At 63.1% G+C, this 18,794-nt stretch carries 13 protein-coding genes and 2 pseudogenes; 7 read left to right on the top strand and 8 right to left on the bottom strand.

Going from position 1 to position 18,794, the window contains the following annotated elements; genetic code table 11:
* Positions 1-301: 301 nt before the first annotated feature.
* A complete protein-coding gene (locus PSV33_RS09390) occupies positions 302-2,062 on the top strand; it encodes a GMC family oxidoreductase N-terminal domain-containing protein (protein WP_300560935.1) in 1,761 nt (586 codons plus the stop codon).
* Positions 2,063-2,277: 215 nt separating this feature from the next.
* Here the strand turns inward: PSV33_RS09390 and PSV33_RS09395 are convergent, their stop codons facing one another.
* Positions 2,278-3,054 (bottom strand): hypothetical protein, encoded by a 777-nt coding sequence (locus PSV33_RS09395; protein ID WP_300560937.1) that lies wholly within the window; start codon positions 3,052-3,054, stop codon positions 2,278-2,280.
* Between the two features lie 191 nt (positions 3,055-3,245).
* Entirely contained in the window at positions 3,246-3,773 is a 528-nt protein-coding gene (locus PSV33_RS09400; RefSeq protein WP_300560938.1) for a TIGR02281 family clan AA aspartic protease, read from the bottom strand.
* Between the two features lie 144 nt (positions 3,774-3,917).
* On the opposite strand from PSV33_RS09400, the gene PSV33_RS09405 reads away from it, so the two are divergent.
* Positions 3,918-6,212, top strand: a complete 2,295-nt coding sequence (locus PSV33_RS09405) for a response regulator (protein WP_300560939.1) — start codon at positions 3,918-3,920, stop codon at positions 6,210-6,212.
* 221 nt (positions 6,213-6,433) lie between these two features.
* Here the strand turns inward: PSV33_RS09405 and PSV33_RS09410 are convergent.
* A pseudogene (locus PSV33_RS09410) lies at positions 6,434-6,700 on the bottom strand (hypothetical protein); the annotation flags it as partial.
* 14 nt (positions 6,701-6,714) lie between these two features.
* Positions 6,715-7,914: an ammonium transporter gene (locus PSV33_RS09415; protein ID WP_300560951.1), complete on the bottom strand. Its 1,200-nt coding sequence runs from the start codon at positions 7,912-7,914 to the stop codon at positions 6,715-6,717.
* A gap of 634 nt (positions 7,915-8,548) precedes the next feature.
* Between PSV33_RS09415 and PSV33_RS09420 the strand changes: the two genes are divergently transcribed.
* A complete protein-coding gene (locus tag PSV33_RS09420) occupies positions 8,549-9,307 on the top strand; it encodes a TSUP family transporter (RefSeq protein WP_300560941.1) in 759 nt (252 codons plus the stop codon).
* Between the two features lie 13 nt (positions 9,308-9,320).
* On the opposite strand, the gene mrdA is transcribed toward PSV33_RS09420, so the two are convergent.
* The 4 genes from mrdA to PSV33_RS09440 form a co-directional block, all read right to left on the bottom strand.
* Positions 9,321-11,378, bottom strand: a complete 2,058-nt coding sequence (mrdA, locus tag PSV33_RS09425; RefSeq protein WP_300560943.1) for a penicillin-binding protein 2 — start codon at positions 11,376-11,378, stop codon at positions 9,321-9,323.
* 278 nt (positions 11,379-11,656) lie between these two features.
* Positions 11,657-12,175, bottom strand: coding sequence for a rod shape-determining protein MreD (gene mreD, locus PSV33_RS09430; protein WP_300512125.1), 519 nt, complete (start codon positions 12,173-12,175; stop codon positions 11,657-11,659).
* Positions 12,172-13,092: a rod shape-determining protein MreC gene (gene mreC / locus PSV33_RS09435; protein WP_300560944.1), complete on the bottom strand. Its 921-nt coding sequence runs from the start codon at positions 13,090-13,092 to the stop codon at positions 12,172-12,174. The genes mreD and mreC overlap by 4 nt, the downstream gene beginning before the upstream one ends.
* A 54-nt stretch (positions 13,093-13,146) precedes the next feature.
* Positions 13,147-14,190, bottom strand: coding sequence for a rod shape-determining protein (locus PSV33_RS09440; RefSeq protein ID WP_077592290.1), 1,044 nt, complete (start codon positions 14,188-14,190; stop codon positions 13,147-13,149).
* A 260-nt stretch (positions 14,191-14,450) separates the two neighbouring features.
* On the opposite strand from PSV33_RS09440, the gene gatC reads away from it, so the two are divergent.
* The 4 genes and pseudogenes from gatC to gatB all read left to right on the top strand — a co-directional run.
* Positions 14,451-14,750 (top strand): Asp-tRNA(Asn)/Glu-tRNA(Gln) amidotransferase subunit GatC, encoded by a 300-nt coding sequence (gene gatC / locus PSV33_RS09445; protein WP_300560945.1) that lies wholly within the window; start codon positions 14,451-14,453, stop codon positions 14,748-14,750.
* The gene (gatA, locus tag PSV33_RS09450; protein ID WP_300560947.1) at positions 14,747-16,252 is read left to right on the top strand and encodes an Asp-tRNA(Asn)/Glu-tRNA(Gln) amidotransferase subunit GatA; all 1,506 of its coding nucleotides are present in this window, start codon (positions 14,747-14,749) and stop codon (positions 16,250-16,252) included. Before gatC ends, gatA begins: the two co-directional genes overlap by 4 nt.
* Positions 16,253-16,258: 6 nt before the next feature.
* Positions 16,259-18,157 carry an ATP-binding protein gene (locus tag PSV33_RS09455; RefSeq protein ID WP_300560949.1) on the top strand — a complete coding sequence of 633 codons (1,899 nt, stop codon included), beginning with the start codon at positions 16,259-16,261 and terminating at the stop codon, positions 18,155-18,157.
* Positions 18,158-18,183: 26 nt separating this feature from the next.
* Positions 18,184-18,794 (top strand): annotated as a pseudogene (gatB, locus tag PSV33_RS09460) (Asp-tRNA(Asn)/Glu-tRNA(Gln) amidotransferase GatCAB subunit B); the annotation flags it as partial.

Consider the following 18,794-nt stretch of genomic DNA (forward strand, 5'->3'; position numbering starts at 1 on the left):
ACGGCTTTGGCGGCTGGAAGAAAAGCCTGTTTGGCGACATGCATGCCTACGGCGAAGAGGGCGTGCGTTTTTACACCAAGCAGAAGTCCATCATGCAACGCTGGCCCGAGAGCATTGGCAAGGGGGCGGAGTTCGTCATGCCCACGGCAAAATAGGTTCCCCCCCGAAGCGGCCTGCGGCCGCCTCCCCCCACGGGGGCGCCACCTGCGGGCCGGCGGAGCCGGACCCGCGCTGACTTGAGGCGCACTGGGGCTAGACGGCACCAGCCAGGTCCCACAACAAGAACGACGAGACAAGACGCATGAACGAAAACATCTTTGACTACATCATCGTCGGGGGCGGCACCGCCGGTTGCCTGCTGGCCAACCGCCTGAGCGCCGACGCGTCCAAACGTGTGTTGCTGATCGAGGCCGGCCGCAAGGACGACTACCACTGGATCCACATCCCGGTCGGCTACCTCTACTGCATCGGCAACCCGCGCACCGACTGGCTCTACAACACCGAACCCGACGCCGGCCTGAACGGCCGCAGCCTGCGTTATCCGCGCGGCAAGACGCTGGGCGGCTGCTCCAGCATCAACGGCATGATCTACATGCGCGGCCAGGCGCGCGACTACGACCGCTGGGCCGAACTCACCGGCGACGACGCCTGGCGCTGGGACAATGTGCTGCCGGGCTTTCGCAAACACGAGGACCACTACAAACTCGATGCGCCCCAAGGCAAGGCACAGGCCGAGGTCAATGAAAACTTCCGGCGACTGCATGGCCACAAGAGCCAGCACGCCGCCAGCGAAGGCCTGGCGCGCAAGATGGGCGGCGAATGGCGGGTGGAAAAGCAGCGCCTGCGCTGGGACATCCTCGACGCGTTTGCGGCGGCGGCGCAGCAGGCGGGCATTCCGGCCACCGACGACTTCAATGGCGGCAACAATGAAGGCGTCGGTTATTTCGAGGTCAACCAGAAAAGCGGCTGGCGCTGGAACACCGCCAAGGCGTTTTTGCGTCCCACCTGTTTTGCGCGTCCCAACTTCGAGATGTGGACCGGGGCGCAGGTCTGCAAACTCGTTGTCGAGCGCCAGGACGACGGCAGCCAGCGTTGCACCGGCGTCGAGGTCTGGACCGGCCATGAACGCGTGCAGGCCTTTGCCACGCGCGACTCGGGCAAGGCGCAGGGCAAGCTGGGCGAGGTCATCCTGAGCGCCGGCAGCATAGGCTCGCCGCAGATCCTGCAACTCTCGGGCATCGGCCCGGCGGCACTGCTGCAACAACACGGCATTCCTGTGGTGGTGGACCTGCCCGGCGTGGGCGCCAACCTGCAGGACCACCTGCAGATCCGCTCGGTCTACAAGGTCAAGCCCGTTGCAGGCAGCAAGGCGAAAAACTTCACGCTCAACACCCTGGCCAGCTCGCTCTGGGGCAAGGCCAGAATCGGCCTCGAATACGCGCTCAAACAGACCGGCCCAATGAGCATGGCGCCGTCGCAGCTTGGCGCCTTCACGCGCAGCTCGCCGGACCAGCCCTGGCCCAACATCGAGTACCACGTGCAACCGCTGTCGCTCGACGCATTTGGCGAGCCGCTGCACAGCTTCAATGCTTTCACCGCCAGCGTCTGCAACCTCAACCCCACCAGCCGGGGTTCCGTTCAGATCAAGAGCGGCAACTTTGAAGATGCGCCGGCGATTGCACCCAACTACCTCAGCACCGCCGAGGACCGGAAGGTGGCGGCCGACTCCCTGCGTGTCACGCGCCGCATCGTGAGCCAGAGCGCCCTGGCCGGCTACCAGCCCGAAGAGTTCCGCCCCGGTGTGCAGTTCCAGAGCGATGACGACCTGGCGCGGCTGGCCGGCGACATAGCCACCACCATCTTCCACCCGGTAGGCACCACCAAAATGGGCACGGCTGATGACCCCATGGCCGTCGTCGACGCCCACCTCCGGGTGCGCGGGGTGACGGGACTGCGGGTGGTGGACGCCGGCGTGATGCCGCTGATCACCAGCGGCAACACCAACTCACCTACCCTGATGATTGCGGAAAAAGCCGCGCAGTGGATACGCGACGGAAATTAAGGTCGCCAAGTAAGGCCCCCACGGTCGCTCGCTTCGCGTAGCTTCCTGCCCCCGAGGGGGCCGCTGCGCCTGCGGCCCGGCGAAGCCGGTTCCGCGGCCCTGGCTGGTCTGGAGCGAAGCCCCACCTACGACCGCTCATACCGTTCGTTTTGAGCTGTCGACGGCTGACCGCCGGGGTTTCGCAGTACACGCAGTGACAAGCGTGGGGGCTTGCTTCACTGCCCAATCAGCGCGGCGATGGTCACGCCGTCACCTCTCTGGTTGCTGGCGCGCAGCTCGTCAGCGCAGGATATCCAGCTCTTGATCTGCGAGACCCAATGTTCCGTCTCGTCCTCGGCCGGCGGCGTCTTCGCCTTCATGGCCAGCGCCACAGGTTCGGGCCCGCAGCGCGCCTGCGCCGCATCAATGAAACCGAGCCGGTAAGACACCGCGGTCAGCAGATGCTGCTCGGCCAGCCAGCGCGGGCTGATGACAAACAGATCTGCCGGCGCGGTGGCGTTCATCTTGTCGAGGATGGCGCGCGGTGTGCCCAGCCCCGACATGTAGTTTTCAACCGTGCGCGCGATCTGGCTGACATACGCCGACTGCTGGTCAATGCTGCCTTCCTTGACCTGAACATGGATGCGGTGCACGCCCAGCGTGGCACCCGTGGACACATGGCGGGTCACGCCGCTCATCCACAAAATGAAACAGGCGCTGTAGCAGCGCGCGCCACTGGCGACATGGGTGGCGGCGGAACTCTTGTCTAGCAGGTGGGCGATCTTGATGGCCTCAACCACGTCACCGCCCGATGAATCCAGGTAAACCATGCGCGCAAAGCGCCCGTAGTTGTCGGGATGCCGGACGAACGCGATGATCCTGGCGTAGTCGCCTTTTTCGATCGTCCCCTGAATCAACACACCACGCTGGTAGGCAGAGATATCGGCGGCAACGGCCGGCATGCATGCACAGGCAAACGCGCTGATCAAAAATGTGACGATGGCTCGCATCATGGGGATCTCCTGCCGTCAGCCGGAAGAGCTGAACAGGTGTCATCTTAGGACGACGCAGCGCCTGTGTCAGTCATCAATTACCGGGGTGGCAGTAACTTATTTACCGTCCTTTTCCCCACCTGGCGGCCGGCGAGAGAACCTATGTCTTAACCGTCGGCTGGCTCATGCAAAAAGTGAACACCATGGACTCCTTATTTGCCGCGCAGCACCATGTTGTCCCCGGACAGCACGATCTCGAATCGGGACAGAAAGCTCTGCCCCAGCAGGGCCATGGCGGGATCGGGCCCCACCAGCCCCACGCCGACCCGTGTGCCCGAAACGCTGGCCGGCCCGACTGACACCGTGACACCCTGGACGATCCGGCCCTCCAACTCGCCGCTGGCGGTCCGGAAGGTGGTCGCCTCGCCCGCCGCCAAGCCAGCGGTCCGCGCAAACTCCCGGCTGACCACCACCAGCGAAGCGCCGGTATCCACCAGAAAAGTGACAGGCCGGCCATGAACCTGTCCCTGAACGTAAAAGTGGCCGTCCCGGGCACGCGGAATCACCAGTTCCCCGGCCACCGACACCGTCAGCGCAGGTGGCTTCAACACCTGGCGCATCACGGCGTACAGAGCAGCCATGACCACCAGCCAGAAAAGCAGGATCAGCAGCGGCCCCCACCGAAGGCCTGCAGGGGCCGGGCGGGGCTTTTTCGTGCTGCTGCTGTCCGGATGCGTCATGGGTGGTTGGCCTGGCTGGTGCTTGCCTGTGCGAAAGGACTCAGGACGCCGTGCATCCTGGGGTCATGATACGTCCGGGGCAGCCCAGGTCGGCGCCAGCCCGATAATCAACCTGCCCCCTCCAAACCCAAAGCATTGATGCCGATGACCAGCCTTGCCCTTTACATGCAGACCCAGCGCGCGCTGTATGCGGACGGGCTGCCGGAAAAGATCCGTGCGCTGGAGGCGGCGCTGCACCAGCTTGACGGCGGCACTGCCGGACCCAGCGGCCAGGAGGCTTTGCTTTTCGTGCTGGCGCAAGCCCACAAACTGGCGGGCTCTGGCGGAACCTTTGGTTTTCCTGCCGTCAGCGAAGCCGCGGCAAGGATCGAGAAAATTCTCTCGGAAAACCCCGGTGCCCCGGGTTTTCCGGACGGCGACGATCGTCTCATGCTGGAGGCCAGTCTGGAGGCACTCAAAGCCGCCGCGACGAAGGACGGGCCAGGCGCCGACACTCCAGCTTCGGCCCCCACGGCCGGCAGCGAAGCCGCCCGGCGACAACCCGCCGGGCCGGCACGGCTGCTTCACATCATCGATCCTGACGGGGTGGCGGCCAGCCAGCTTGCTGATCAGCTTGGCCATGGCGGCTACCAGATCCGCGTGTTCACCCGGCCTGCTGAGGCCAGCCAGGCGGCGCTGCAGGAAGGGCCGGCGGCCATTCTTGCCGACATCGCGTTTTCTGCAGACCCTCTGGTGGCACGGCCGGGGCTGGCTGCACCCGGCCCGACCACAGAAGGCAGAGCGCCCCTGCTTCTCATGGGCGCCGGCACGGACTTCCCGACCCGCCTGGCCGCCGTGCGGGCCGGGGCAGCCGGTTACTTCCCGCGCCCACTGGATGTGCGGGCCATCATCGCCCTGCTGGACCTGCTCACCTCGGCGGAGCCGACGCAGCCCTACCGGGTACTGATCATCGAGGACGACGAAGCGCTGGCGGGCTTTTATGCCGGCGTGTTGCAGGCAGCAGGCATGCAGACCTCTATCGTCACCGAGCCCCGCGAGGTCATGGCGCCGCTGGTTGATTTCCGGCCCGACGTGATCACCTGCGACATTCACATGCCGCAATGCAACGGGATCGAACTGGCCACACTGATCCGGCAGCAACCCGAGTTCGTCCGGGTACCCATCATCTTTCTGTCCGCTGAAACCAGCCTGCACAAGCAGGCCCAGGCGCTGCGGCAGGGCGGCGATGACTTCATCACCAAGCCGGTTTCCCCGGAAACGCTGGTCTCCGCGGCGCAGAGTCGGGCACGGCGACACCGCAGCCTGCTGGCAGCCGAGGACACCTTGCGCATCAGCGAGGAGCGCTTCCGGCTGGTGGTCGAAACCAGCCTGGACGGCTTTCTGCAGAGCCTGCCGGACGGCACAGTGGTCGCGACCAACCAGGCCGCCTGCACCATGTTCAGGATGAGCGAACAGCAAATCAGGACAGCGGGCATCGCCGGTCTCGTGGACGCGACGGATCCAGCCATGGCCGGGCTGATGATGCAGATCAGCCGATCCGCCAGGTTCCGCGGCGAACTCACCTGTGTACGCGGGGACGGCACCCGCTTTCCGGCCGAGGCTTCTTCGTCGCAGCATGTGAACAGCGAGGGCGACGTGCAGGTCAGCGTGATCCTGCGCGACATCACCGAGCGCAAGCTGGCCGAGCAGGAGATCCTGCAGCTCAATGCGGAGCTGGAAACCCGCGTGGAAAAACGCACCGCCCAGCTCACCGCAGCCACCCTGGAGCTGCAGGCTTTCTCGCAGGCCCTGGCCCATGACCTGCGCCAGCCCTACATTGCCATCAACGGCATGACCCGCCTGCTGGAAAAGGAAATGGCAGCTGGCATCAGCGAGCGCGGCAGGCACTACCTCCAGCGCATCCGTGCCGGGGTCAGCCAGATGAACGAAAGGACCGACAGCCTGCTGGCGCTGGCGCAGCTGTCGCGCACGCAGTCACGCCGCGAGCAGGTGGACCTGGGCGCCATGTCCGGCGCTATTCTGAAATCATTGCAGTTGCAGCACCCCGAACGTCAGGTGGCCAGCCAGGTCCAGACGCTTCCGGCGGTGCAGGCCGACGCCGGGCTGGTGTTTCACTTGCTGAACACCCTGTTGGGCAATGCCTGGAAATTCACGTCGCGGCAGGCGCACGCCGAGATCACCGTGGGCAGCGAGCCGGGCACCGACGGCGAGATCATCTTTTTCGTGAGGGACAACGGCGTCGGCTTTGACATGGCCTATGCCGACAAGTTGTTCACGGCTTTCCAGCGCCTGCACTCGCCGGGTGAATTTGCCGGTGCCGGCATCGGCCTGGCGACTGCCCGCAGGATTGTCACGCGCCACGGCGGACGCATCTGGGCCACATCGGCGCCCGGTCAGGGCGCATGCTTTTATTTCACGCTGGCGCCGGTATCACGCTGAAGTGACTCGCGGCTGGCGCGCGCTCAGCGCAGGCCCTTCACATAACGGGGGGCGTCCGGATCGCGCGGCTTTGGCTCGCGGTGTTTTTCGCTGTCGCCAAAAAAATTGCCAAACGTCGACTCGATGAATCCCGACTCGGGGTAAACCTCTTCCGCGGTGTTGACCGAGCGGGCACCCCGCTGATCCGGCACCGGCGCAACGGCCGCCGGTGACGCCGCGCCGCGCTCCCTGACTGCATCGGCCATCATCCTGACCAGCGGCACGCGGTGTCTGGCCTCCGGAGAGGTCATGATTTCTTCGAGCCGGTCGGCCCAGACCCCCAGATCGAGGTGACCATCTTCGGCCGCCTTCTCGCGCGAGAAACGGACAATTTCGGCGGCATATTCGGCGTTGGTCGCCATCCACTCGGTGTCGGTCACCCGCCCGGTCTTCCTGCGCAGCAACACATGCAGGTGGGCAGCGATCGCGATTTTTTCGCTGGAGGGCATGTCTGGACCTTCCATCAGGTGCCGATCCGCTCGGCATGCTGGGCGATGTCCAGGCCGTCGGATTCCGAACTGTCGCTGACCCGCAGGCTGAACACCTGCGAAGTGATCCAGAGCACCACGGCCGTCATGAGCAGGCTGTAGCCCAGCACGGCTCCCACACCGATGGCCTGGGTCAGCACGCTGCCTTCCACGCCCGAGATGGTTTTGCTGGCAAACACGCCGGTCAGCAACGAGCCGACGATGCCGCCCACGCCGTGCACGCCGAACACATCGAGGGAGTCGTCGGCATTGAGCAGGCGTTTCAGGCCGGTGGCGCCCCAGTAGCAGGCGACGCCGGCAATCAGCCCGATGGCCAGCGCCGCACGAGGCGAGACAAAGCCGGCCGCCGGGGTGATGGCGACCAGCCCGGCCACCAGCCCCGAACACAGGCCGAGCAAGGTGGGCCGCTTGCGAACCAGCCACTCCGCCGCCATCCATGACAGGGCGCCGGCGGCGGCGGCGATGTGTGTCACCGCCATCGCCAGGCCGGCCCGGCCATCGGAGGCCACCGCGGAACCGGCATTGAAGCCGAACCAGCCAACCCAGAGCATGCCGGCACCAGCCATGGTGAGCCCGAGGTTGAAGGGTGTGAAGGCCTCACGGCCGTAGCCGCGGCGCGGACCGAGCACGTAGGCACAGACGAGCCCCGCCACACCGGCATTGATGTGGACCACGGAGCCCCCCGCAAAATCGAGCGCCCCAAGCTGCGCCAACCAGCCGCTGGGTTCCCAGACCCAGTGCGCAATGGGTGCATAAACGACCAGGGTCCAGAGGCTGATGAAACACAGCATGGCCGAAAAACGCATGCGCTCCACAAACGCACCGACCACCAGCGCCGCAGTGATGATGGCAAAGGTCAGCTGGAACATCGCATACACCGACTCGGGGATATTCGGGGCGATATGACTGACCGCGACTTTCTGAGCGTCCTTGACGTAGTCCAGCCCGGCAAACCAGAGCCGTTCGCCCCCCCCAATGTAGGGGCCCAGCGCGCCGCTGCCTGGCGTGAAGGCCAGGGAGTAGCCGACGGCAAACCACAGCAGGCTGACAACAGCGCAAATCGCCACCACGCAGGCCATCGTGTTGAGCACGTTTTTCTTGCGCACCATGCCGCCGTAGAAGAGGGCAATGCCCGGAAGGGTCATCAGCAGCACCAGGGCCGTCGAGGTCATCATCCAGGCGGTGTCAGCGCCATTGAGGGTATCGGCGGCCACCAGACCCGGGCGGGTCAGCGGAGCGGGAGCGGGGGCCGGTGTCGCTACTGCGGCAGGCGGCGCAGCCACCTGCGCCGCCGCTTGGGCCGGCGGGCTGACAGCCGCCACCGGGGACGTGGCCTCCGCAGGGGGAGCCGGCGTCTGCGCCCCGGCCAGCGTGGCGGCCAACAGCAGCCCGAGACCCCAACCCAATGTGACGAACCGCTTGTGGTGCATGGTGTTTTCCGATGTGTGCCAAATGGAGCGAACATCTCGTAACAGGCATAAGTCGTGCCATGCTTGCGGCGCCCTTTTTCGACACATCCAGGCGGTTGGTCGGGATAACACGCACCCGGTACAGGGAAGGGAAAGTCCCGATGCACTATGCGGGTGCGCGTACTACAGTAAGCGATCTGCATACGAGCCAAGCTGCTCGCAGAGGGCCGAGGAGACAAACTCGCACAAGCACGACAGAACAGAATTGGCATCCAGAGAGATGTTTTTTACCAAGCGCCGGTCAACCCGGCGCTTTTTTTTGCCTGGCCAATCCGATGCTCCTGTGGGCGGGGCCGGGCCTCCAGCCTGCCACCGGCGGCTCCAATGAGACAATTCGCCGATGGAACTACTGATCGTGTCATTGGCCTCGCTGCTGGCGGGTTTTGTGGACTCCATCGTTGGTGGCGGCGGGCTGATTCTGGTGCCCGCCCTGTTCGCCGTGTTTCCCACCACCCACCCGGCGACGCTGTTTGGCGTGAACAAGGGCGCATCGGTCTGGGGCACGGCGGTGGCTACCGTGCAATACGCGCGGCGCGTGGACATGCGCTGGGCCGCCCTGCTACCGGCCGCGCTGGCCGGTTTTGCCGGCTCGTTTGCCGGTGCCTGGCTGGTCACCGTGATTTCCCCGGGCTTTCTGCGCAAGGTCCTGCCGTTTGTGCTGTTGGCCGTGCTCTTGTACACCCTGGTCCGCAAGGACCTGGGGCGCACCCACGCACCACGGTTTTCCGGTCGCGCAGAAACCTGGGCGGCCTGCACCATCGGTATCCTGCTGGGTTTTTACGACGGATTTTTCGGCCCGGGCACCGGCAGCTTTTTTGTCTTCCTGTTTGTGCGCTGGATGGGTTACGACTTTCTGAGCGCTTCGGCCTCCGCCAAGCTGCTCAACACCGCCACCAACCTGGCCGCCCTGCTGCTGTTTGCGTACAAGGGCCACGTCTGGTGGCATTTCGCGCTGACCATGGCCTTGGCCAACGTGGTGGGCAGCCTGCTGGGCACGCGCCTGGCGCTCAAGCATGGTGCGGGTTTTGTACGCGTGGTGTTTATCGTGGTGGTCAGCGCACTGATCCTGAAAACCGGGTTTGACGCTTTCCTCAAATAGCGTCGAAAAGATCCTAGTCTGCGTCGGGCGGAAGGGGGGGCAGCTTGCCGATGGCCTCGGTGATGACCGCAGCACGGGCGGCGTTGGCCGCCGCCACGGCGCTGGTCTGCCGCGCCAGGCCGTTTGCGCCGCCGGTCAGCAATCCTGTCATCTCAGCGGCCAGACGTGGCTTGCCGATGGGTGCCGCAGCCAGCCCCTTTTGCACGGCAGCCATGTCCACCTCACTGGGGTACTGACCGAGCAGCACGTAGTCAAACACGCGCCGGGCAATGGGCGCCGCATGGGCCGCGCCGAAGCCCGCGTTTTCCACCACCACCGCCAGCGCAATTTTCGGATGATCGGCGGGCGCAAAAGCCATGTACAGGGCATGGTCCCTCTGGTGCTCTTCGAGTTTGCGGGCGTCGTACTTGTCTTTCTGGCCGACACCTACCGCCTGGGCTGTGCCAGTCTTGCCGCCGCTGAGGTAGCCGGCACCCGCAAACACCCGGGTCGACGTGCCCTCCTGCGTGACACCGACCAGTGCCTTGCGGATCACCGCCACGTTTTCCGGCTTGTAGCCCAGATTCTGCGGAGGCTGCGGGGCAATGGGTTCGATGGCCCGCGTCATCGGATTTTGTGTGGCGATCACCAGCTGCGGTTTATGGCGGACCCCGTTGTTCGCCAGCGTCGCAGTGGCCTGCGCGAGCTGCAGCATGGTGAATGCGTTGTAGCCCTGGCCGATGCCCAGTGAAATGGTTTCTCCGGGATACCATTTCTGCTGGTCCGCCCGCTTGTAGGTCTTGCGCTTCCACTCCTGGCTGGGCAGCACGCCGCGCACTTCACCGTTGATGTCGATGCCGGTGATCTGCCCGAAGCCGAGCGGTTTCATGAAGTCGTGCATGGCGTCGACACCAAGGTCATTGGCCAGCGAGTAGTAGTAGACATTGCTCGACTTGACGATGCTCTGGTACATGTCCACCGGGCCCAGTCCGGCGCCATGGCTGCGGAACTGGTGGCCGCCAAACATCCAGGAACCGGTGTCATTGGTGATGCTGCCGGGCTGCCGCTTGCCGGACTCCAGCGCCGCCAGCGCCATGAATGGCTTGTAGGTGGAGCCGGGCGGGTAGGTTCCGCGCAGTGCCCGGTTCAGCAGCGGCTTGTCGATCGACTCGTTGAGCGCCTGCCAGCTTTCACTGTCGATGCCGTCGACAAACAGGTTGGGATCAAAAGTCGGTTTGCTGACGAAGGCCAGCACCTCCCCGGTGGTCGGGTCCAGGGCCACCAGCGCACCGCGCCGGTCGCCAAACAGGTCTTCCACCAGTTTCTGCAGCTTGATGTCGATGGACAGCATCACCGTGTCGCCGGGCACCGCCGCCGTGCTGGCGAGCTTGCGCACCGCGCGGCCACCCGCCGAGGTTTCCACCTGTTCGACGCCGGTGCTGCCGTGCAGCTGGGCTTCAAAGCTCTGCTCAACGCCGAGCTTGCCGATATAGTCGGTCCCCCGGTAATTGCCTTCTTCGTCGCTCTCCTCGATCCGTTCCTTTTCAGCAAGGTTGATGCGCCCGATGTAGCCAACCACGTGGCTGGCCAGCTCACCGTTCGGGTAGCTGCGAAACAGCCGCGCCTTGATGTCGACCCCGGGAAAGCGAAAACGCTGGGCCGCGAAACGGGCGACCTCTTCGTCCGTCAGCCGTGTGCGGATCGGCAGCGACTCGAAATTGCGGGATTCCTCACGCAGCTTCTTGAAGCGGCGCTTGTCGCGCGGGTGAATCTCCACCAACCGCCCGAGCGCCTCGATGGTTTCCTCCAGATCGGCCACCCTGGAGGGCGTGATCTCGAGCGTGTACGCCGAATAGTTGGTGGCCAGCACCACACCGTTGCGGTCAAGGATCAGGCCGCGGTTGGGCACGATGGGAACGACGGCGGTGCGGTTGCTCTCCGCCTGTTCGTTGAGGTCATCGTGGCGCACCACCTGCAGGTAAACCAGCCGGGCGGCCAGCAGCATGAAGGCAAACAGGATGACCAGCCCGGCCACCAGCACCCGCGCGCGAAAGCGCGAAAGGTCCGCCTCGACGTTCCTGAGTTCAGTCATGGCGGGTAGGACTCAGGGCCGGCCGAAAAAGTGCCCCGATCTGCAAGCACTCCGTCTTCAATCCGGCACCCCGTTCAAGCAGGGGCCGCGGAACCGGCCCGGGGACCAGGCCGCAGGCGCAGCGACCTCTTCGGGGGGCGGCGACACGCACGTAGTGGGGGAGCGTGGGGGCTCTCCTCTGTTCAAGCAGGGGCCGCGGGCCCGGCTTTGCCGGCCCGCAGGCGCAGCGGCCCCCCCGGGGGACAGGGAGTTACACGCAGTGAACGACCGTGGGAGCTTCACAACGGCCGGTTCTGGTCGGGATCCGGTGCCCGGCGCTGAGGCGCCAGCAGCATCACGCTGATCACCGGCCACAGCAGGGACTCGGCCAGCGGCGCCAGCAACAGCAACCAGCCCGGAAAAACACCGCCGCTGATCATGCGGATGATGATTTCCACGCCGTGCGCCAGAGCGAACAGCGGCAGAATTTGCAGCGCCTGGGACGGCACGGTGAACCACAGCAGGCGGCGGTGGATCATGGTGGCGAAAAAACTCAGCGCCGTGTAGGCCAGCGCATGCTGGCCGAGCAGGGCCGACTGGTGCACATCCATGCCCAGCCCGAACATGAAAGCCAGGCCGATCCCCACGCGCTGCGGCTGGTGAATATTCCAGAACACCAGCACCAGCGCCAGGAAATCCGGCATCCAGGGCACCCGCCCGAGAGGAAGCATGTCCAGCAACAGGGCCGCAATCAGGCTGGTCCAGATGAACACCGGGTTGGCGGGCAGCAGCAGTTGCTGACCGGAGGGCATGATCATTTGCCGGCTCCTTTTCTGGGGGTTATGGGCGCGGGTTCAGTGGCGGCGGAAGGCAGCGTCTCCCCGGACAAGGGCTTGACCACCATCACATGGAAAGCGGCATTGACCTGCGCCAGCGGCGTACAGGAGATCCGGGCAAACGCCGATTCGGCACGGCGCTCTATGCGGTCAATTCTGGCCACCGGCAGCCCCGGGGGATAAACACCATCGACTCCGCTGGTCGTCAACAGATCGCCCTGCTGCACATCCGAATTGCTGCCCATGAAACGCAGCTCCAACCCGCCACCATGGCTGGTCGGCTCACCGAAGGCCACGCTGCGCGCGCCGGTCCGGGTGTTGAGCACGGGAATGGCAAGGTCGCGGTCAATCACGAGGGTGACCTCACTGACCAGTGGATGGACGCGGGTCACCTGGCCCAGCACACCAGACTCGTCCAACACCGGCGAACCGAGGGCCACGCCCTGGAGCATGCCTTTGTCGATGATGACCTTGCGGGTGTAGGGGTCGGGCGCGTCGTAAAGCACCTGTGCAGCCTGACCGGTGAGGGCCGCCTGTTCGCGCAGATCGAGCAACTTTCGCAGGCGTGAGTTTTCGAGGGCCAGCTGCTCGACCTGACTGGCGCGCAGCGACTGCGTCGCCAGTTTCTGGCGGGCCGCCTCCTCGCTGGCACGGGCCTGGCTCAGCGCGGTGAAATAACCGCCGCCGTGCTGCGCCGCGCGAACCGGTTGCAGGGCCAGCCACTGCACAGGGTAAAGCACCGTCGCCACCGCCGCGCGGACGGGCTGGGTGATCTTGAAACGCAGGTCGGCCACCATCAGGAACAAGGCCAATGCGCTGAAAAACATCAGCTTGGAAAGGGCCGACGGTCCCTGCTTGAAAAAGGGCGGCGGGCTTCTGTCGAGGGTTCCTAAGGGCATGGTCTGCGGTCAATCATGCGCCTGTGCGGCTGCATCGAGGAGGATGCGCCAGGTTTATTCCGAGGTGAAGATGGAGCCGAGGCGGTCCATGCGCTCCAGCGCAATGCCACAACCGCGCACCACGCAGGTCAGCGGGTCTTCGGCCACCAGCACCGGCAGGCCGGTTTCCTCGGCCAGCAGGCGGTCCAGGTCGCGCAGCAACGCGCCGCCGCCGGTCAGCATCATGCCGCGGTCGGCAATGTCGGCGCCGAGTTCGGGCGGCGTATGCTCCAGCGCGGTTTTCACGGCACTGACGATGTTGTTGAGCGGGTCGGTCAGGGCTTCGAGGATCTCGTTGCTGGAGATCGTGAAGCTGCGCGGCACGCCTTCAGACAGGTTGCGGCCCTTGACTTCCATCTCCTTGACCTCGGAGCCGGGGAAGGCCGAACCGATGTTTTTCTTGATGGCCTCGGCCGTCGGCTCGCCGATCAGCATGCCGTAGTTGCGGCGGATGTAGCTGATGATGGCCTCATCGAAACGGTCGCCGCCGACACGCACGCTGCCCTTGTAGACCATGCCGCCCAGCGAAATCACGCCGACCTCGGTGGTGCCGCCGCCGATGTCGACCACCATGGAGCCGCTGGCCTCAGAGACCGGCAGGCCGGCGCCGATGGCCGCGGCCATCGGTTCTTCAATCAGGTAGACGTCGCTGGCACCGGCGCCGAGGGCACTTTCGCGGATCGCGCGGCGCTCGACCTGGGTCGAGCCACACGGCACGCAGATGATGATGCGCGGGCTCGGCTTGAAGAAGCTGCGCGGATGCACCATCTTGATGAACTGCTTGAGCATCTGCTCGGTGACGGTGAAGTCGGCGATCACGCCGTCTTTCATCGGCCGGATGGCTTCGATGTTGCCGGGGACCTTGCCGAGCATGGCCTTGGCTTCGTGGCCGACGGCCTGAATGGTTTTTTTGCCCTGGGGCCCGCCTTCGTGGCGAATGGCGACCACCGAGGGTTCATCCAGCACAATGCCACGGTCACGTACAAAAATCAGGGTGTTGGCGGTACCCAGGTCAATCGCCAGGTCGGTGGAAAAGTACCGACGGAAAGTTTCAAACATGGTGGGGAAGTCCGGTTTTGGGCATGGAACAAACTTCGTTGCCCTATCGCCTGTTGTGATGATTGTGAGTGGTCAAAAAGAGTCGATGGACAGGAAAATGAGGCAACACCTTGATTCCAGAGCGTAAACCGCGCCTAAAGCGTGCATCCAACCCTGATTTCACATCAAAGGCGGGATAATAACGCATCCCCTGTAAATCACCGGGCGGCACCCTGCCCATTATTTCATCTTTACACCCGGTTTCAGCCCCTGTTTTACCCATGGCATTGACATCCCAAGACATCGCACGCGTCGCCAACCTGGCGAGGCTGGAGTTGCGCCCCGACGAGACCGAGCACACGCTCAGGCAGCTCAACGGCTTTTTTGCCCTCGTCGAACAGATGGACGCCGTCAACACGGAAGGCGTTGAACCGCTGGCCCATCCTGCCGCGGTCCTGGGCCAGGTGGCCCTCAGGCTGCGCGACGACATCGTGACCGAAACCAACCAGCGCGAGGAAAGCCAGAAAAGCGCCCCCGCTGTCGAGCGTGGCCTGTTTTTGGTGCCAAAGGTGATCGAATGAGTCATACCGATTTGCATGATTTGAGCGTCGCCCAACTTGCGGCCAAACTCGCCGCCCGTGAAGTCTCCAGCGTCGAAGTCACGCAGCACTTTCTCGGCCGCATCCGGCAACACGACAGCCTGGGCGCCTTCCTTGCCACCGACCGCGAGGTGTCGCTGGCCGAGGCCCGGGCGGCCGATGTCCGCCTGGCCGCCGGCGAACGCACCCCGCTGTTGGGCGTGCCGCTGGCGCACAAGGATATTTTTGTCACGCGCGACTTCCCGACCACGGCCGGCTCGAAGATGCTGGAAAACTACCGCAGCCCGTTTGACGCCACCGTGGTGGCCCGACTCGGCGTACACAGCGGCGCCGGCATGGTGACCCTGGGCAAGCTCAACTGCGATGAGTTCGCCATGGGTTCGGGCAACGACAACAGCGCCTACAAACCCGTGCAGAACCCCTGGGACATCACCCGCGTGCCGGGCGGCTCCTCGGGCGGTTCGGCGGCAGCCGTGGCGGCGCGGCTGGTCCCGGCTGCCACCGGCACCGACACCGGCGGATCCATCCGCCAGCCGGCCGCCCTGACCGGCATCACCGGCATCAAGCCGACCTACGGCCGCTGCTCACGTTACGGCATGGTGGCGTTTGCCTCCAGCCTGGACCAGGCCGGCCCGATGGCGCGCAGCGCACTGGACTGCGCCTTGCTGCTGTCCAGCATGGCCGGGCCCGACCCGGACCGGGATTCCACCTCGCTGGACCTGCCGGCGCTGGACTACGCTACTGATTTGATAGCTGCCAGCGCCCAAGGGACGGGCGCTACACCGCTAAAAGGCTTGAAAATCGGGCTCCCCACGCAGTTTTTCGGCGCCGGCTGCTCGGCCGACGTGCTCCAAACCGTGCGCGGCGCGCTGGCAGAGTTCGAGAAGCTGGGCGCAACGCTGGTGGACGTGAGCCTGCCGCTGACAGAGCTGTCGATCCCGGTGTATTACGTGATCGCTCCGGCCGAGGCCAGCAGCAACCTGAGCCGCTTCGACGGCGTGCGTTACGGTCACCGGGCTGCCCACTACACCGACCTGACCGACATGTACAAGAAGTCGCGCTCCGAAGGTTTTGGCGACGAGGTGACGCGCCGCATCATGATCGGCACCTATGTGCTGTCGCACGGTTATTACGATGCCTATTACCTGAAAGCGCAAAAAATCCGCCGCCTGATAGCCGAGGATTTCCAGAAGGCCTTTGCCCAGTGCGACATCATCGCCGGCCCGGTGTCACCCACAGTCGCCTGGAAGATCGGCGAAAAGGGAGACGATCCGGTTGCCAACTACCTGGCCGACATCTATACGCTGTCGTCCAGCCTGGCGGGCCTGCCCGGCATGAGTGTGCCGGCCGGCTTTGGCGAAGGCGGCATGCCGGTCGGCCTGCAGCTGATCGGCAACTATTTCAAGGAAGCACAGTTGCTGGGTGCGGCGCACCAGTTCCAGCTGGCAACCGACTGGCACCTGCGCACGCCTTCTTTGAGATAAGCAGCAATGGATGACTTGACCATATTCTTGGCGCAGCTACAAACGCTTATCGAGCAAGGCAAGTTCGAGGAACTTGAAAGCGACACGATTGAGCTAAAGCCTTGTCCATCAACGGGCCAAGATTGGTCAGAGCGGTTCAAATCGGTCAATGCATTCTTGAATACGCGCGGAGGGCTGCTTATCCTCGGTATCAAGGAGGAAGGCCGGGGTAGCGAACGAAAGTATGTGGTCTCCGGTTACGACGCATCGGCAGAAAATAAATTGAGCGAGATGCGCCAAATATTTTCCGATTCAGAAAAACACCCTCTCGATTTAACGGAGTATCTTCCGCCGACAGAAATTCATTCGTTCATGGGCAATCGAATTGCCGTTCAGCGGGTTGATGCTGTTCCAGCCCAGCAACGCTTCATTTTTTTTAGAGGCGATGCATTCAAGCGCCAGCTAACTGGCGATCTCAAGATCAAGCAAGCGGAACTCGATCGACAAGTCGAATTTCTTGAGGAAATCGCTCAAGCACGTGAACTTGATCCATTGGGGAAGGAAGGGGTGGAGTGTGTCGACCTTGACAAACTGAATGAGTACATTCTTCAACTCAATAGACTTCAAAAGATCGAGAGCCTCAAACCAAGCCTAGATGAGGCCATTCCCTTTTTGACGCGTAAACGATTTTTGATAGACGGTCGGCTAACCCTGCTCGGCGGCTTAGTTTGTGGCGCGCACCCAGGCGATCTTCTGGGATTTCGCGCACATGTTCATGGCTATGTAAATGCCACCAGCCAGGACTCAATCGTCGTTCAAGACAAGCAAGACATGGTCGCAAATGTCTTGCCCTTGCTTGAGCAGGCAAACGCCTATGTGCTGCGCAATATTCAAGCGAGTGTGACCATCTCCCGTGGCGGCACCGTCAGTCCGCAGTACCCGGAATCCGTTTTGCGAGAGACTATTAACAACGCTCTGGCACATCGAGATTACTCGATTAACAAACAGGTGGTCATTTCCATTACCCCCGGACGCCATATTGAAATCACCAATCCAGGGAAGTTTAGGGATCAGCTCCTTTTAAATCTTGCACCACTAAATCAAGGTCAAACACCAATCCTACGTGTAGTTCCCGAGACTAAGCCACGGAATCCTCGCTTGGCCGATGTCCTAAGGGTTTATCGTAAGTGGGAGGGACGGGGGATTGGAATGTCCACCCTGGTCAATTTGAGCCTCGACAACCGATTGAATTTGCCATACTTCAAGTTCAAGTCGGATGAAGTCACCTTGGTCCTTCAGGCTGGTCAATTGATTGACGCTCGCATCACAGAACTCTTCGAGTCCCGGGACGCATACATTGCAAAAAAACTCGGATCGCTTGAGGAGTTCTCAGATGAAAAGAAAGCGGTTCTTGCCTATTTGATAAAAAGCGAATGGGCTAACTCTGAGGGTCGTTTTTGCGTTCTACTAACACCTGATAACAATCACGCACAGGCGATTAAAGTACTAGAGCGCGCTGGACTGATCTCCCGAGATAGCCGGAGCACCGACCTCTATCCCGTGTACACGGCGGACCGCAATTTGCACGCAGAGACTTTCGAAGATGAACTTCGCTCTCGTTTTGGAAATGCAATTGACGATCTCCCTCTGCTATGGCGGAAAGTTATTGCGGTCATTTATCGTTACAACAGTTTTAGTTCAAAAAACGTTGTGAGCGCCAAACAGGCCAGCTTCGGACTGTGGGCAGCAGAAGACGGTGATCAATCGGACATACGTGCTTTTGATCTGTTTTATCGAAAAATTCGGCGAGTCTTTAATCAGCTCGAAGAACAAGGTTTTATCGTTCGCGAACAAATACGAGGAAGCAAGGGATTCGGTTATGTCCTTGCATCGTCGTTACGCGGGACCCAAAAGGCATTGTTCTAGCCCTCACCTGATCTCATCTAAACCATATGCCAGCCCTCCTCATACAAGGCTACGAAATCGTCATCGGCTTCGAGACCCACACCCAGCTGACCACGAAATCGAAAATTTTCAGCCGGGCCTCGACCGCGTTTGGCGCCGAGCCAAACACGCAGGCGTCCGCGGTGGACTTTGCGCTGCCCGGCGCGCTGCCGGTGATGAACAAGGGCGCGGTGCAACGCGCAATCGAGTTCGGCCTGGCCGTGGGCGCCCATATTGCCGAAAGCAGCGTGTTCGCGCGCAAGAACTATTTCTACCCCGACCTGCCCAAGGGTTACCAGATCAGCCAGTTCGAGATCCCGGTGGTACAGGGCGGCAGCGTGGATTTTTTCCTGGGCGAGGAGAAAAAATCCGTGCGCCTGGTGCGCGCCCACCTGGAAGAAGACGCGGGCAAGTCACTGCATGAAGACTTCATCGGCATGAGCGGCATCGATTTGAACCGCGCCGGCACGCCGCTGCTGGAGATCGTGACCGAGCCCGACATGCGCTCCTCGGCGGAAGCCGTGGCCTATGCCAAGGAGCTGCACAAGATCGTCACCTGGATCGGCATCTGCGACGGCAACATGCAGGAAGGCAGCTTCCGCTGCGACGCCAATGTGTC

Source organism: Polaromonas sp. (assembly GCF_029945895.1).
Taxonomy (GTDB): domain Bacteria; phylum Pseudomonadota; class Gammaproteobacteria; order Burkholderiales; family Burkholderiaceae_C; genus Polaromonas.